The organism is Bradyrhizobium sp. SZCCHNRI20481, from assembly GCF_032485055.1.
Lineage (GTDB): Bacteria > Pseudomonadota > Alphaproteobacteria > Rhizobiales > Xanthobacteraceae > Bradyrhizobium.
This window is the reverse complement of sequence record NZ_JAUEUE010000008.1, coordinates 130,227-143,420: the sequence shown is the minus strand read 5'-3', so window position 1 is coordinate 143,420 and position 13,194 is coordinate 130,227. Positions and strand designations below refer to the sequence as shown.

Sequence of the window (13,194 nt, the reverse complement as noted above, 5' to 3'; positions counted from 1 at the left end):
CTACAGTCTGCGGGCCGGAGAATGGAGCATCCTCGAGGCTTTCGCGCGTGGATGCGGGCATCCGCAGGCCTCGCAGAGGCTGACGCATCATAGGACGATGGCCGACGTGTCACCACTCCGATCCGAACGGGAGATGTGAGCGAGGTGACCCAGTCGCTGGAGAGAGTTCTCCGGGCCAGTAGCACCGCGCTGAGCTACGCGCGGCAACGACGCTGTCACGCTGGACGGGTGGCAATCCAGATCACGTGGCGGGCGCCGCCGCCACCGCGGCCGGTGGCGCGGATGTTGATCTCCTCGGCCGCGAAGCCGGCCTTGCGCAGGCGCGGGGCGAAATGGTCGTCGGGATGTGACGACCACACCGCCAGCACGCCGCCGGGACGCAAGGCGGCGAAGGCGGTGCGCAGGCCGGTGGGATCGTAGAGCGCGTCGTTGGATTGCCGTGTCAGTCCCTGCGGGCCGTTGTCGACGTCGAGCAGGATCGCATCGTAGGCGCCGCGTGCGGCGGCGATCAGCTTCACGACGTCGGCCTCGCGGATGTCGACGCGCGGATCGGCAAGGCTGGCGCCGGACAATTCGGCCATCGGCCCGCGCGCCCAGGCGATCACGGCCGGCACCAGCTCGGCGACGGTGACGCGGGCCTGCGGACCCAACACTTTCAGTGCCGCCCGCAACGTGAAGCCCATGCCGAGGCCCCCGATCAACAGCCGCGGAGCGGGCTCGGCCTTGATGCGGGCGCAGCTCAGGGTCGCCAGCGCCTCTTCGGATCCGTGCAGCCGGCTGTTCATCAGCTCGTTCGAACCGAGCTTGATCGAGAACTCCTTGCCGCGCTGCATCAGCCGCAGCGGCTCACCGCCGCCGGGCACGTCTGCGGTGTCGATCAGCTTCCAGGGAATCACGGGCGTCTCGCGTCAGTTCGGTTGCGGCATTCCAGGCGACAGAGTCGCCACGCTGCAGCCTGCTTACCATGTTGCCCGCATCCCGTGCCAAGGGGCAGTCGCCACTCTCGCGACGACCTGCATCGCGTCGTTGCGCGTCATTGCGGTGGGGACACCAGCATCCAGGCGCCCGCGGCACTGCAAGCAATGCCGGCCGCGCGCGCGATCCATCGTCCGGCCGGAGTCAGTTTTTCAAACAGCACGAGCAGGGTCAGAATGGCAATCCACATCACGCTCATCACCCCGCCGACGAACAGCAGCGCCATCAGAGCCCAGCAGCAGCCGACGCAATAGCCGCCGTGTCGAAGGCCCAGCAGCAGGCAGCCCTGCAGGTCGCCGCGAAAGCCGCCGTGGCGCATCAGGAACATTAGCGGCGACTGGCATTGGGCAAGGCAGGCGCTCTTCAGCGGCGTCCACTGATAAACGCCTGCCGCGATCAGCACGATGGCGCCGAGCAGATGGTTGTCGATCGCCATCCGCGAATCCAGCAGCGCAGTCCGCTCCACAACCCATTGCAGGCAGGTCGCCACCAGCGAAAAGCCGCTCCAGGCGAGCAGATAGCCGGCCGCAAACCAGCCGGTCGCCGCGAACGGCTGGCCCTGCGCGCGGCCGTGTCGACCCACACGGGCATACATCAGGACCATGGGCGCGGCCGAAGGCGCCATCATCCCGACCATCATCACCGCCCACATCAGGAACACATAGGCGAATTCGATCGCGCGCCAGGGCTCGCTGGCCGGCAACATGATTCCGATGCCGGCCGGGATCATGCGAAAGCCGGTCATGTCCATGCCGCCCATGTCCATGTCGTTGGCGAGCCAGAGCACATAGGCCCATGCCAGGGCAACCATGATCGCGATCGCGCCGCCCACGATCCAGCGATCACGCCGCAGTACGGCTTCCAGGGCGCTGCCCGTCATCTGCAAGGTGGGTTGGCGGCCTTGCCGCACGTCGCATCAGGCCTGGTTGGACCAACTGATCGACGCGTACAGGCCGTTCTTGCCGGAATTGTCCCAGCGCATGCCGTGATCGTTGTAGGTGTTGCCCGCAGCGCCGACGGCCAGCGCCATCCGGTCGGGGCTGACGGGATGGCCGATATTCACCCACATCTCACCGCTCGGATGCATGGTCGGCAGCGGATCGACGGACATGTGCAGAATGTCGGCGATGTCGGCGGACCGCGTCTTGCCGTCGATCCGGAAGGTGATGGCGACCTTGCGCACGCCGAGATTGGTGCTGATCAGCGGCGTGAACGCAGCCATCGGGCCGCCCGCGGCGCCGGTGAAGATCGCGGCCATCGCCTCGGTCTGCTGGTCGTCGGCGCGCTGATCGATATAGGCGGCGATCGACCAGTCTCCCTCCGCCATCACGCCGGGCGCATGGAGCATCACCGCCGCGTTGAGGCCATCGAGCGCGACGTCGCCATAGCGGCCGGTTTCGATGTGGAACAGCAGCGGCACGTTGCAAAAGCCCTCGGTCGGTTGCGCGGTCAGGGGAGGGGCGGCCGACATGAGGCACGGACACAGCAGGCTGCAACTGCAATTCTCGAAATAGTCACCGGACAGGTGCCATGCGACTGGGTCTGCCATCGCTGTCTCCCGCTAGGCCGAACCGACAAATTGCTTTCGAATGCGCGATCTGCAGCTGAAAGCTACGCCGCATGGGGATGTGCCGCAAGCCTAGAAACGATGAGGTTCCGACTGCGATTGATCGCAGAGCCGATGGTTATGGACGCCGATTACCCGCCCGTCACGCTCATGTGCCGGCTGACGCTCGGACGGTTGTGGCGGCGGTCGATGATGAAGTCATGGCCCTTCGGCTTGAGGCCGATGGCGCGGTCGATCGCGGCGCTGAGCTCCTCGTCGCTCGCCGACGCACGGAGCGGCTTGCGCAGGTCGGAGGCGTCCTCGTGGCCAAGGCAGGTGTGCAGGGTGCCGGTGCAGGTGACGCGGACGCGGTTGCAGCTCTCGCAGAAATTATGCGTCATCGGCGTGATGAAGCCGATCGTGCCGCCGGTCTCGGCGACGCGGACGTAGCGGGCAGGGCCGCCGGTGGTCTCGTCAAGATCGGTCATGGTGTAGGTCTGCGCCAGGCGCGCGCGCAGCAGCGACAGCGGCAGATACTGGTCGATGCGGCCTTCGCCGATCTCGCCCATCGGCATCACCTCGATCAAGGTCAGCGCCATGCCCTTGCCGTGCGCCCAGTCGATCAGCGAGGGGATCTCGTCCTCGTTCATGTTCTTCAGCGCGACCGCGTTGATCTTCACGGCGAGACCTGCGGCGCGCGCCGCCTCGATGCCGGCCAGCACGCGGTCGAGATCGCCCCAGCGGGTGATGGCGCGGAACTTGTCAGGATCGAGCGTGTCGAGCGAGACGTTGATGCGGCGGACGCCGCAATCGGCGAGCTCGGCGGCATATTTGGCGAGCTGCGTCGCGTTGGTCGTCATCGTCAGCTCGTTGAGCGCGCCGCTCTTCAGATGCCGCGACAGCGAGCGGACCAGGCCCATCACGTTGCGCCGGACCAGCGGCTCACCGCCGGTGAGCCGGAGCTTCTTGACGCCCTTATGGATGAACGCCGAGCACAGCCGGTCGAGCTCCTCAAGCGTCAGCAGGTCGGCCTTCGGCAGGAAGGTCATGTCCTCGGACATGCAGTAGAAGCAGCGCAGGTCGCAGCGGTCGGTCACCGAGACGCGCAGATAGCTGATGCGGCGACCGAACGGGTCGGTCATCGGGCGCGTCAGGGCGGTGTCACTCAACGTCTCTGCGGTCATGGAAAGCCTTGGCTGGTGGCGGCCCAGGTGGCGGCGATGCCACGCGGCGGCCGCGCAAGCGCGGCCGGTTGTCGGTCTCATGACAATCTAATCATGATCGGCGCGCCTCACAATCATCGACGTGGATCCGTCGATGCTGCAATGCAGCTTCGCCCTGGCAGGTGGCGCGCGGGACGATGGTCCGCTACTGGCGTCCCGGCGCGGGGGCGGGGAAGGCTGAACCGGTGGTTGCGGGCGCCGCCGGCGCAGCGGCCGATTTCTGCGGCTTCGGCTTCTTCGGCCGCATGTGCTTGACGGCCTTCGGCGGCGCGCCCGGCATCGGCTGCAGCTCGGCGACCACCGGGCTCGGATCCATCACGACGGGCGGCGAACTGTTGAAATCCCCGGTGTTGCGGATCACCTGCACCGGGATGGTCGCGGGCTGGTACCTGTCCATCGTGAAGGTGACGCTGAAGCCGGCATCGGGCGCCGGCACCGAGACCGAGCACGGCGTCTTGCAGCCCGGTCCGAGCGAGGTCTTGGCGTCGGCGCCCGGCGGCACCGAGTCGAGCTGCACCGGCACCTCGGGCGCTGCCATCTTGAAGCTGTCCATGGAGAAGGATGAGCACCCGGCCAAGCCGGCTCCCGCAACCGCAATTGCGATGACACGCCGCATCATGATGTCCGCCCCACAACCCTGCGGCCATCGGCCGCAATCCCAGGGCGACCATAGGAGCGTCAGAACAGCGGCGCAACTGCGGTCAACCCTATTCTCAACAGAACGTTAATGCACCGCAAGGTGCGGATTCAGGTCGACAGGGCAGTGGGTTAGGGTGCGATGCGGCAGTGGAATCGCAAGTCCGCTCAGGCGATCCTGAGCGATGGGCTGAGGGCCGTGACGGCCGCCGGCAGCTCGCGCATGTGGTCGATCAGGTGGTCCGGATTGAGCTCCGCGATCGGTACGTCGGTATAGCCGAAGGTGCAGCCGATCACCGGCACGCCGGCGCGGCGCGCGGCGCCGACGTCGGTGCCGGCATCGCCGACCATGATCGCGGCCCCGATCTCACCGCCGGCCTGCGCGATGGTCTGGCGCAGGATCGCCGGATCCGGCTTGGCGACCCCGAACGTGTCGGCACCGCAGATCGCGGCGAAGCGGGAGGACAGGCCGAGCTGGTCGAGCAACCGCTTGGACAGCCATTCCAGCTTGTTCGTGCACACCGCGAACTGGCAGCCGCGCGCGGCGAGGTCGTCCAGCGCCGACTCCAGCCCCTCGAAGGGACGCGATTCGACCGCGATGTTGTCGGCGTAGAAATCGATGAAATCGGTGGTGAGGCGGCCGATGTCATCGGTGCTGGCCAGGCGACCCTCCGCCTCCAGCCCGCGCTCGATCAGCTTGCGGGCGCCGTGCCCGATCATCTTGCGGGCCGAGGCCAGCGGCATCGGCCGCAGACCCTCGCGCTGCAGGATGTGGTTGAGCGCGCTGATGAGATCCGGCGCCGTGTCGACCAGGGTGCCGTCGAGATCGAAGACGATGGTGCTGGAGATGGGCATCGGTATCCGCTAGCGGCCGGCTCATGTCCTTGCAAGAGGCCCGCAATGGCTTTTTGTCCGATTTCGTGGCCGGCGAGAGCTAGGCCCCGCGTCAAAACATCGCTAGATATGCGCCGGCTTTCGGCCCCCGTCCGTGGGGGTCTCGGGGTGTGAAGGGCGGGTTCCTTGGTCGACATGGATGCATTGAAGCGGCAGGCGGCGGCGCGTGCGCTGGAAGAGGTCGAGAGCGGCATGAAGCTCGGTCTCGGCACCGGCTCGACGGCCAAGCATTTCGTCGATCTGCTCGGGGAAAAGGTGCGCGCCGGCCTCAAGATCGTGGGCGTGCCGACCTCGGAGGCGACAAGGGCGCAGGCGCAAGCGTGCGGCGTGCCGCTGACCACGCTCGATGAGATCGACCGGCTCGACATCACCATCGACGGCGCCGACGAGATCAATCCGGCGCTCGACCTGATCAAGGGCGGCGGCGGCGCGCTGCTGCGCGAGAAGATCGTCGCCAGCGCCTCGGATCGCATGATCGTGATCGCCGACGACAGCAAATGGGTGGCGCAGCTCGGCCGCTACCCGCTGCCGGTCGAGGTGGTTCCGTTCGGCCTCGCCGCGACCCAGCGCGAGATGAGTGACGCCTTCGCCACGGCCGGCGTGTCCGGGCCGATGAGCCTGCGCAAGTCCGCAGACGGCCACGTTTTCGTCACCGATGGCGGCCACTGGATTATCGATGTCCGCCTTGGGGAGATCGTGGATCCCCCGCGCCTGGCGGGTCTTTTGAGCGCAATTCCGGGCGTGGTCGAGCACGGGCTGTTCATCGGCCTCGGCAGCACGGCGATCCTGGCGGGCGCACAGGGAATTCGCGTTATCCAGCGGCCCTGAGCGCGGCACGAGGCTGTGCTCAGGGCGGCAACTCACAGGAGACTTGGAATGAAGAGCGTGTTCAGAATCTTGCCGGCCGCCGGAATCGTACTGGCCTTGGCCTCGGCAAGCCCGGTTGCTGCGCAGGGGCAGGCACCGGCGCTGAAGCCGGCCTCGCCCGCCTGCATGGCCGGCGCGCGCGAGATTCTGGGGATGAAGAACGCGGCTGCGATGTACGCCAATGCCGTCCCGGGCATCGTGCAGCAGACCAAGCAGGCGCTGCTGCAGTCCAATCTCAACTACCAGAAAGACCTCGACGAGGTCGCCGTCTCGGTCGCGCAGACCTATGCCGGCAAGGAGAAGGAGATCGGCGAGAAGATGGCGCAGATCTACTGCAACGAGTTCTCCGACCAGGAGATCGCCAACCTCGTCGCCTTCTACAAGTCAGCCATCGGCCAGAAGCTGCTTGCGGCGGAGCCGAAGGCGATCCAGATGAGCATGCAGGCGATGAACCTGTGGGCGGCGGAGTTTTCCGACACCGTCACCGCGCAGTTCCGCGCCGAGATGCGCAAGCGCAACAAGCCGATCTGAGGCTTGCGGCCGAAAGGCCAGGTCGGGGGAGAGATGGCTGAATTCGACGTCGACCTGTTCGTGATCGGTGGCGGCTCGGGGGGCGTACGCGCCGCCCGTATCGCCGCCGGCTATGGCGCCCGCGTGATGGTCGCTGAAGAATACCGCATGGGCGGCACCTGCGTGATCCGCGGCTGCGTGCCCAAGAAGCTGTTCGTGATCGGCTCGCATGTCCGCCAGGAGATCGCCGATGCCGCCGGCTTCGGCTGGACGATCCCGACCGCGACCTTCGACTGGCCGACGCTGATCAGGAACAAGGACAAGGAGATCGCCCGGCTCGAGGCGGCCTACACCAGCAACGTCGAGAAGTCTGGCGCCAGGATCGTCAAGACCCGCGCGGTGCTCGAGGACGCCCACACCGTGCGGCTGACGACCGGCGAGACCATCCGCGCCAAGTACATTCTCATCGCGACAGGCGGCGCGCCCAACCACGGCACGCCGATTCCCGGCATCGAGCACGTCATCTCCTCCAACGAGGCGTTTCATCTCGACGAGCTGCCGCGCCGCATCGTGATCCAGGGCGGCGGCTACATCGCACTCGAATTCGCCTGCATCTTCGCCAATTTCGGCTCCGACGTGACCGTCGTCTATCGCGGCGACAACATCCTGCGCGGCTTCGACGAGGACGTTCGCCGCCACGTCCGCTCCGAGATGGAGAGGGAAGGCATCACCATCCTGACCGGCTGCACGGTGACGAGCGTCGACAAGCACGGCCAGGACTACACCACGCATCTGTCGAACGGCTCCAGCATCGCCTCCGACAAGGTGATGTTCGCGATCGGCCGCCATCCGGCCGTGGCCAATCTCGGCCTGGAGAAGGCTGGCGTCGCCATCAATCCGAGGAACGGCGGCATCGCGGTGGACGCGTTCTCGCAGAGCTCGGTCCCGAGCATCTACGCGATCGGCGACGTCACCCATCGCTTCAACCTGACGCCGGTCGCGATCCGCGAGGGCCACGCCTTCGCCGACACCGTGTTTGGCGGCAAGACCGTTCGCGTCGATCACGCGGACATTCCGACGGCCGTGTTCTGCCAGCCTGAAGTGGGCACCGTCGGTCTCACCGAGACGCAGGCGCGCGAGCTGTACGACCGCGTCGACATCTACAAGACGAACTTCCGCCCGATCAAGGCGACGATGTCCGGCCGCGACACCCGCGTGCTGATGAAGCTCGTCGTCGACGGCGCCAGCGATCGCGTGCTTGGCTGCCACATCGTCGGCGACATGGCCGCCGAAATCACCCAGGCCGTGGCGATTGCCATCAAGATGAAGGCGACCAAGGCCGATTTCGACGCCACTATCGCGTTGCATCCCTCCGCCGCCGAGGAGCTGGTGACGATGCGCACGGTGACCGAGCGCCACGTGCGGCAGGCGGCGGAGTAGGGCGCCAACTGCTTTTGGGGCTCGTGCGCGGCCGGCGTCCGTAGCGACTGCGGTGGGCCGGTGCTCATGGTCTGACGACGGTCCACACCGTGGCCGATCGGGCTTGCTGCCGTTGGAACCGTTCAGCGGTTGGAGAGCGACCAGCATGTCCCAAGATGATTGCCTTGCGACCTATCCGCCGCTGAACACCCTGAAGCCCGTTGCCGAGAACATCTGGATCGTCGACGGGCCCGTGATCCGCTTCGGTATTCCCGGGCTGAAATTTCCGTTTCCCACCCGCATGACCGTGGTGCGATGCGCCTCCGGAGATCTGTTCATCCACTCGCCCACGCCGTTGACGCCGGCGCTGCGGGCCGAGATCGACCGGGAAGGCCGCGTGCGCGACATCATCGGTCCGAATCGCATCCACTATTGGTGGATCCCCGACTGGCAGGCGGCCTTTCCCGACGCGGCGATCTATCTGGCGCCGGGCATTCGCGCGAAGGCGAAGGGCCGCATCGAATTCGAGGGCAGGCCGCTGGATCGCAGCGGTGGCTATCCCTGGGATGATGAGATCGCGACCTTGCCCGTCGTCGGCAGCTATATGACGGAGGTCGTATTCTTCCATCGCCCTTCGCGCACGCTGATCCTGACCGATCTGATGGAGAATTTCGAGCCGGCCAAGATCGGCGCCGGCTTGGCGCGCTACCTGAGCTGGATCGGGGGGGTCGGTCCGCCGCATGGCGGCCTGCCGCGCGAACTCCGGCTGACATTTACCTGGCGGCACCGACGCGAGTTGCGGGCGGCCGTGGAGACCATGCTAAGGTGGCACCCCGAGCGGATCGTGATCGCCCATGGCGCCTGGCACCGGACCGACGGCACCGAGATCCTGCGCGAGGCATTCTGCTGGTTGTTGCGGCCTTGAACCGCCGGCTGGGCTTCATGAGACCGGCCTTCGTGATGCCGTGCTTTTCTCTTCCCGCGACGGACGTATAAGCTCGTGCGATTGAGGTTGGCGCCAGGCATCCCTCGGCCGCGGAGGAGCTGGTGACGATGCGCACGGTGACCGAGCGCCACGTGCGGCAGGCGGCGGAGTAGGTGGACGACCGCGACGCGCGGCCGGGTCAGGGGCCGGCTCGGCGGTAAAGCGCAAGGGCGCCGGCAAGGCTCAGCAGCGCGCCGCCGCAGATGCGATCGAGCCAGAGGGCACCGGAGCGCTTGAGGAAACGCATCGCTTGCGAGCCCGCGCTCGCGTAGGCGAGCATGATCAGGACATCGAGCATCGCGAAGGTGAGGGCCAGCGTGAGATATTGCGGCAGCTGCGGCGCGGACGGCACCACGAACTGCGGCAGGAATGCCGAGAAGAACAGATAGCCCTTTGGATTGGTGATCGCGACGAGGAAGCTTTTCAGAAACAGCGCGTGCGGCTGTCGTGACCCGTCCTTGCCGTCTGCGGACGCCGCAAGGTCGATCGACCCGCTGGACCGCAGCAGCATGAGCCCGAGATAGGCGAGGTAGGCCACGCCGATCCACTTCACGACCGAGAACCAGAATTCGGAAGCGGCCAGCAGCGCGCCCAGGCCGACCGCGACGGCGCCGATGAGGATGAAGTCCGAAGCCACCGCGCCGGCGATGCCGGCCCAGGCGCGGCGTACACCGACACGCGAGCCGTTGGTGAGGGCCAGCAGCACCGTCGGACCGGGGGTCGCGATCCCGATGAAGGCGACGATGGCGAAGCTGAAGAGCGTAAGAGCGTTCACGTCAGAATGGCCTCGTTGGCGGAAGACGCGCCAGTAGGGGGCGGTTCGGCCGCGAACGCAAGACGTTCCTTGGAGGCGGCCAGCGATCGTCTTCGCTGACGCACGCTCGACCTGCCGGATCGCCAAGAGGCTTGACTCCCGCCCGGAAAACGCCGCTGGGCGCGATTGCCCGTTCAGCGCTCCACCCGCGAGGCGGTCAACTTCGTCGCGACGTAGGGCAGCGCGAACAGATACAGCCCCGTGCCGAGCAGCACGATGAGCGGAATCAGCGCCAGCAGGCCGACCCACAGCGGGGCTTGCGTCTGCGTCATCGCGGCGATGTTGACGATGACGGCGACCGTGAAGGCGATCGATACCCAGCGATGGACCTGCCGGACGGTGTTGTTCCAGTTCAAGTGCTTCTCCCCTGATGACGTCGTGATGCGCACGCCTCAGCCGAGGCGCGCGACGCTCTGTTCGAGCGCATCGAAGAATTTCGGCCAGCCATAGCGTGCACCCTGATAGGCGCGGGTCTGGTCGGCTGCGAAGCCGGTCTGCTCCATGCGCAGGTGCGTGCCCAAGGCGGTCGGCGTCAGCGTCCAGGTCACGACGCTGTCGAGGCCAGCCGCCGCCCAGGTGTAGGACAACGTCTTGTGCGGCTCGATGGTCACGACCTGGCAGTCGACGACGCCCCAGTCGGCCTTCAGCTTGAAGCGATGATCGACCGCCGGCGCGAAATCATTCGTCATCAGCCACTCTGCGATCAGATGCGGCTGCGTCAGCGCGCGCCAGAGTTTTTCGGGCGGATGCGCGAATTCGCGCTCGACGACGACGGTGCGGGTTTCTGGCGCAGGTGAGCTCATTGATCCATCCTGTTGAGCAGAGTGTCGAGTTCGTCGAACCGGCTCTCCCAGAACGCAGCCATCCGGCTGGTCCAGTCGAGCAGGGGCGCCAGCGCCTTCGGCTGCGCACGGTAATGCGTCTGGCGGCCTTCGTGACGCTCCCGCACGAGGCCCGCCTGCTTGAGCAGGCCGAGATGCTTCGACACCGCCGGCTGCGACACGCCGGCCTTGGCCGTCAGCGCCCCGACGGTCTGCTCGCCATGCCGGCACAGGCCTTCGAAGATGGCGCGCCGCGTCGGGTCGGCAAGCGTGCGGAACAGCATGTCGGGAGAGCGCGGCATTCAATCCATAACTCGTTGGTTATGGGTTTATCCATAACCGAACGGTTATCGATCGGTCAAGCGCAAGCTTCATCCTTGATGATCGATCGGGTGATCCGGACGGCATGCCGCCCGGATCACCGCTGCGTCACGATGCGATCAGGGCGTCAGCGTCCACAGCTGAGATCCCGCTGCCGCGGCGGTCAGCAGCTGGTTGCCGACCGAGGTGCCGTTCTGGCTGACGACCTCGACCGGATAGCTGCGCAGCGCGATCGTGCCGGTCGCAGCATCATAGCGGAAGCGCTGGTTGTTGTTGCCGGTGCAGGTCCAGATGATCAGTTGTGCACCATCGCCATAGGTGCCGTTGTTGTCCAGGCAGTAGTGCGGATCCTGCATGCTGCGGATCATGCCGCTGGCGTCGTCGTAGCTCCAGGTCTGGTTGGCGGCGCCGGTGCAGTACCACTGGATCACGGCCGTGCCGTCGGCCATCGCGCCGCCATTGACGTCCATGCACAGCGCGGACGTGCGGTTGACGATGCGGACAGGCTGGCGCGATGGTGGCGCGGCGCTGGAGACCGGCGCGTAGACGACGCCGAGCTTGTCGATCCCGTCACCGGACCGGCCATGGAAGCCGGTGATCTGCCAGCCGCTCGGCGCGGCGTAGCTGGTGCAGGTCGCGGTGGTCGTGCCGCCCGCCAGCGTGCGGCCCGTGCTGGTGGTGAACGCAATCCGGAAGATGCGCGTATGGCCCTGGTACTGATCGCTGCACAGACCGACCGAGGTGAGATATTCGCCGCTGCCGAGCGTCAGGCTCTGCGCCGTGCCGCCGGTGCCGCCATGGCTGTAGACATAGCCGTTGGAGAGCGTCAGTTCGACCTGGTCGACCCGGCTTCCGGTGCGGATGGTCAGCTTGCTGACCGCGGGATCGGCGGGCAGCGCCGATGAATCATTGTAGCTCGTGCCATGCGGGCCGCCGAACTGATCGCTCAGCCTGCGGTTCGCGGCCGTCGAGAAGCTCCACTTCACCTCGATCGGGTGATGGTCGGAGAGCTGCGCGCCGCTCGAATCGAGCGCGTCCTGCCGGTCGACATAGGACGTGGCCTGCAGGTTGAGGACGCCGTTGTTGCGCCACAGCACCTTGTCGACGATCTCGCAATCCGGCCGTGCCGTCTGGGGATCGCCGCAGACCAATGCAGCGCCGATCGGAGGCACGCTGCCGCCGCGCATCGTCTCGATCCAGGCATCGCTGAAGCCGTGATGCAGGAATTCCCACATGTTCTGGCCGGCCCGCGTGTAGCGCGTGTTGGTGTCGCCCATCACCATGACGGCATTGCCGGCGGAATTCGCCTCGATGTAGCTCAGGATCTGCACCACGTCGGACTCGCTATAGGCGAGATCGGTGGAGGACGTGCCGGACTGGGCGTGCAGGTTGTAGAAGTCGAGATAGACGCCCTCGGCGAGGCGGGTGCGGACCAGGGAGAATCCCTTCGGCGTCAGCGCGTCGGAATCGGCCCGCTTGGTCCAGGTGACGCGATCGAGATCGTCGAACGCGTAGGTGCTGAGCGTGTTCATGCCGTCGCCGATTCCGGCCGTGCCCGAGGTCGGCGTGCGATACGGATGGTTGTCGCAGGTGTCATAGAGCGCGGCGTGCCAGAGAAAATCCTCCTGCACGTTGACGATGCCGAACTGGCGCAGGTAGCAGCTGATCACGCGCGAATGTGCGTCGCTGCCGCCGTTATAGGCGGTCGGCGTTTCCGCCACGTTGTAGGTCAGCGTGCTGAACGTTCCGTCGGCTGCGTGTAGCGCGCTGCCGAGCAGACTGGCGCATCCAAGCGCGATTGCGCCCGCCCATAGGCGAAGTGTCATTGGTCGAATCCCCTCGATGATGCCGGATAACGGGGCGCGCGATATCATCTGTCGCGTGTCGGCCTGATGACGGATCGATGCATGTTCTCTGCGCGGCGTGTCGGAACAGCGGGTGCAAGCTGGAGTTGCTGCGCTTCCGCACGGCCCTTTCGCCTGCGCTCTCCGATCGTCGGCGGCCATAGTGGCGGTTCGGGATGACGAGCGGAGAAAGGCCGACCAACCCCGCTTCTTCCGGCTCGCTGGGCGTCCTTGTCTTCCGTGAGATCAACGACGCGCTGTTCAGGAAGATCATCCTGAGCATTCTGCTGGCGTCAGGGCTGCTGCTGGCCGTCTGACGGGAGGGACGTCGTTGCTTGC

Annotated in this window: 16 protein-coding genes; 5 read left to right on the top strand and 11 right to left on the bottom strand. The window is 66.4% G+C overall.

Features of this window, described 5'->3' with window-relative positions; translation table 11 throughout:
* Positions 1 to 215 precede the first annotated feature (215 nt).
* The 6 genes from QX132_RS15185 to QX132_RS15160 all read right to left on the bottom strand — a co-directional run bounded on the left by QX132_RS15185 (position 216) and on the right by QX132_RS15160 (position 5,235).
* Positions 216 to 896, bottom strand: a complete 681-nt coding sequence (locus QX132_RS15185) for a spermidine synthase (RefSeq protein WP_316161736.1) — start codon at positions 894 to 896, stop codon at positions 216 to 218.
* 137 nt (positions 897 to 1,033) lie between these two features.
* Positions 1,034 to 1,855, bottom strand: coding sequence for a DUF2182 domain-containing protein (locus QX132_RS15180; protein ID WP_316161734.1), 822 nt, complete (start codon positions 1,853 to 1,855; stop codon positions 1,034 to 1,036).
* Positions 1,856 to 1,891: 36 nt separating this feature from the next.
* On the bottom strand, positions 1,892 to 2,524 hold the full coding sequence (locus QX132_RS15175; RefSeq protein WP_315739630.1) for a DUF1326 domain-containing protein: 633 nt from the start codon (positions 2,522 to 2,524) through the stop codon (positions 1,892 to 1,894).
* 149 nt (positions 2,525 to 2,673) lie between these two features.
* Entirely contained in the window at positions 2,674 to 3,705 is a 1,032-nt protein-coding gene (gene moaA, locus QX132_RS15170) for a GTP 3',8-cyclase MoaA (protein ID WP_315758957.1), read from the bottom strand.
* A 184-nt stretch (positions 3,706 to 3,889) separates the two neighbouring features.
* A complete protein-coding gene (locus QX132_RS15165) occupies positions 3,890 to 4,282 on the bottom strand; it encodes a hypothetical protein (protein WP_315776906.1) in 393 nt (130 codons plus the stop codon).
* Between the two features lie 266 nt (positions 4,283 to 4,548).
* Positions 4,549 to 5,235, bottom strand: a complete 687-nt coding sequence (locus QX132_RS15160; protein WP_315739634.1) for an HAD family hydrolase — start codon at positions 5,233 to 5,235, stop codon at positions 4,549 to 4,551.
* Between the two features lie 174 nt (positions 5,236 to 5,409).
* On the opposite strand from QX132_RS15160, the gene rpiA reads away from it, so the two are divergent.
* The 4 genes from rpiA to QX132_RS15140 all read left to right on the top strand — a co-directional run bounded on the left by rpiA (position 5,410) and on the right by QX132_RS15140 (position 8,995).
* Positions 5,410 to 6,102: a ribose-5-phosphate isomerase RpiA gene (gene rpiA / locus QX132_RS15155; protein ID WP_315739723.1), complete on the top strand. Its 693-nt coding sequence runs from the start codon at positions 5,410 to 5,412 to the stop codon at positions 6,100 to 6,102.
* A gap of 48 nt (positions 6,103 to 6,150) precedes the next feature.
* Positions 6,151 to 6,672, top strand: coding sequence for a DUF2059 domain-containing protein (locus tag QX132_RS15150; protein ID WP_315739635.1), 522 nt, complete (start codon positions 6,151 to 6,153; stop codon positions 6,670 to 6,672).
* A 33-nt stretch (positions 6,673 to 6,705) separates the two neighbouring features.
* Positions 6,706 to 8,091: a glutathione-disulfide reductase gene (gor, locus tag QX132_RS15145; RefSeq protein ID WP_316161732.1), complete on the top strand. Its 1,386-nt coding sequence runs from the start codon at positions 6,706 to 6,708 to the stop codon at positions 8,089 to 8,091.
* 145 nt (positions 8,092 to 8,236) lie between these two features.
* A complete protein-coding gene (locus QX132_RS15140) occupies positions 8,237 to 8,995 on the top strand; it encodes a DUF4336 domain-containing protein (RefSeq protein WP_316161730.1) in 759 nt (252 codons plus the stop codon).
* Positions 8,996 to 9,194: 199 nt separating this feature from the next.
* Here QX132_RS15140 and QX132_RS15135 read toward each other — a convergent pair whose 3' ends face one another.
* The 5 genes from QX132_RS15135 to QX132_RS15115 all read right to left on the bottom strand — a co-directional run bounded on the left by QX132_RS15135 (position 9,195) and on the right by QX132_RS15115 (position 12,837).
* The gene (locus QX132_RS15135; RefSeq protein ID WP_315739638.1) at positions 9,195 to 9,830 is read right to left on the bottom strand and encodes a LysE family translocator; all 636 of its coding nucleotides are present in this window, start codon (positions 9,828 to 9,830) and stop codon (positions 9,195 to 9,197) included.
* A 173-nt stretch (positions 9,831 to 10,003) separates the two neighbouring features.
* Positions 10,004 to 10,225, bottom strand: coding sequence for a hypothetical protein (locus QX132_RS15130; RefSeq protein ID WP_315739639.1), 222 nt, complete (start codon positions 10,223 to 10,225; stop codon positions 10,004 to 10,006).
* A gap of 36 nt (positions 10,226 to 10,261) precedes the next feature.
* Positions 10,262 to 10,672: an SRPBCC domain-containing protein gene (locus QX132_RS15125; protein ID WP_315758950.1), complete on the bottom strand. Its 411-nt coding sequence runs from the start codon at positions 10,670 to 10,672 to the stop codon at positions 10,262 to 10,264.
* Positions 10,669 to 10,992 carry a metalloregulator ArsR/SmtB family transcription factor gene (locus QX132_RS15120; protein WP_315772894.1) on the bottom strand — a complete coding sequence of 108 codons (324 nt, stop codon included), beginning with the start codon at positions 10,990 to 10,992 and terminating at the stop codon, positions 10,669 to 10,671. Before QX132_RS15120 ends, QX132_RS15125 begins: the two co-directional genes overlap by 4 nt.
* A gap of 138 nt (positions 10,993 to 11,130) precedes the next feature.
* Positions 11,131 to 12,837 (bottom strand): jacalin-like lectin, encoded by a 1,707-nt coding sequence (locus tag QX132_RS15115; protein ID WP_315797633.1) that lies wholly within the window; start codon positions 12,835 to 12,837, stop codon positions 11,131 to 11,133.
* A 194-nt stretch (positions 12,838 to 13,031) separates the two neighbouring features.
* On the opposite strand from QX132_RS15115, the gene QX132_RS15110 reads away from it, so the two are divergent.
* Complete coding sequence (locus QX132_RS15110) at positions 13,032 to 13,172, top strand: hypothetical protein (RefSeq protein ID WP_315739645.1); 141 nt, start codon at positions 13,032 to 13,034, stop codon at positions 13,170 to 13,172.
* Positions 13,173 to 13,194 lie beyond the last annotated feature (22 nt).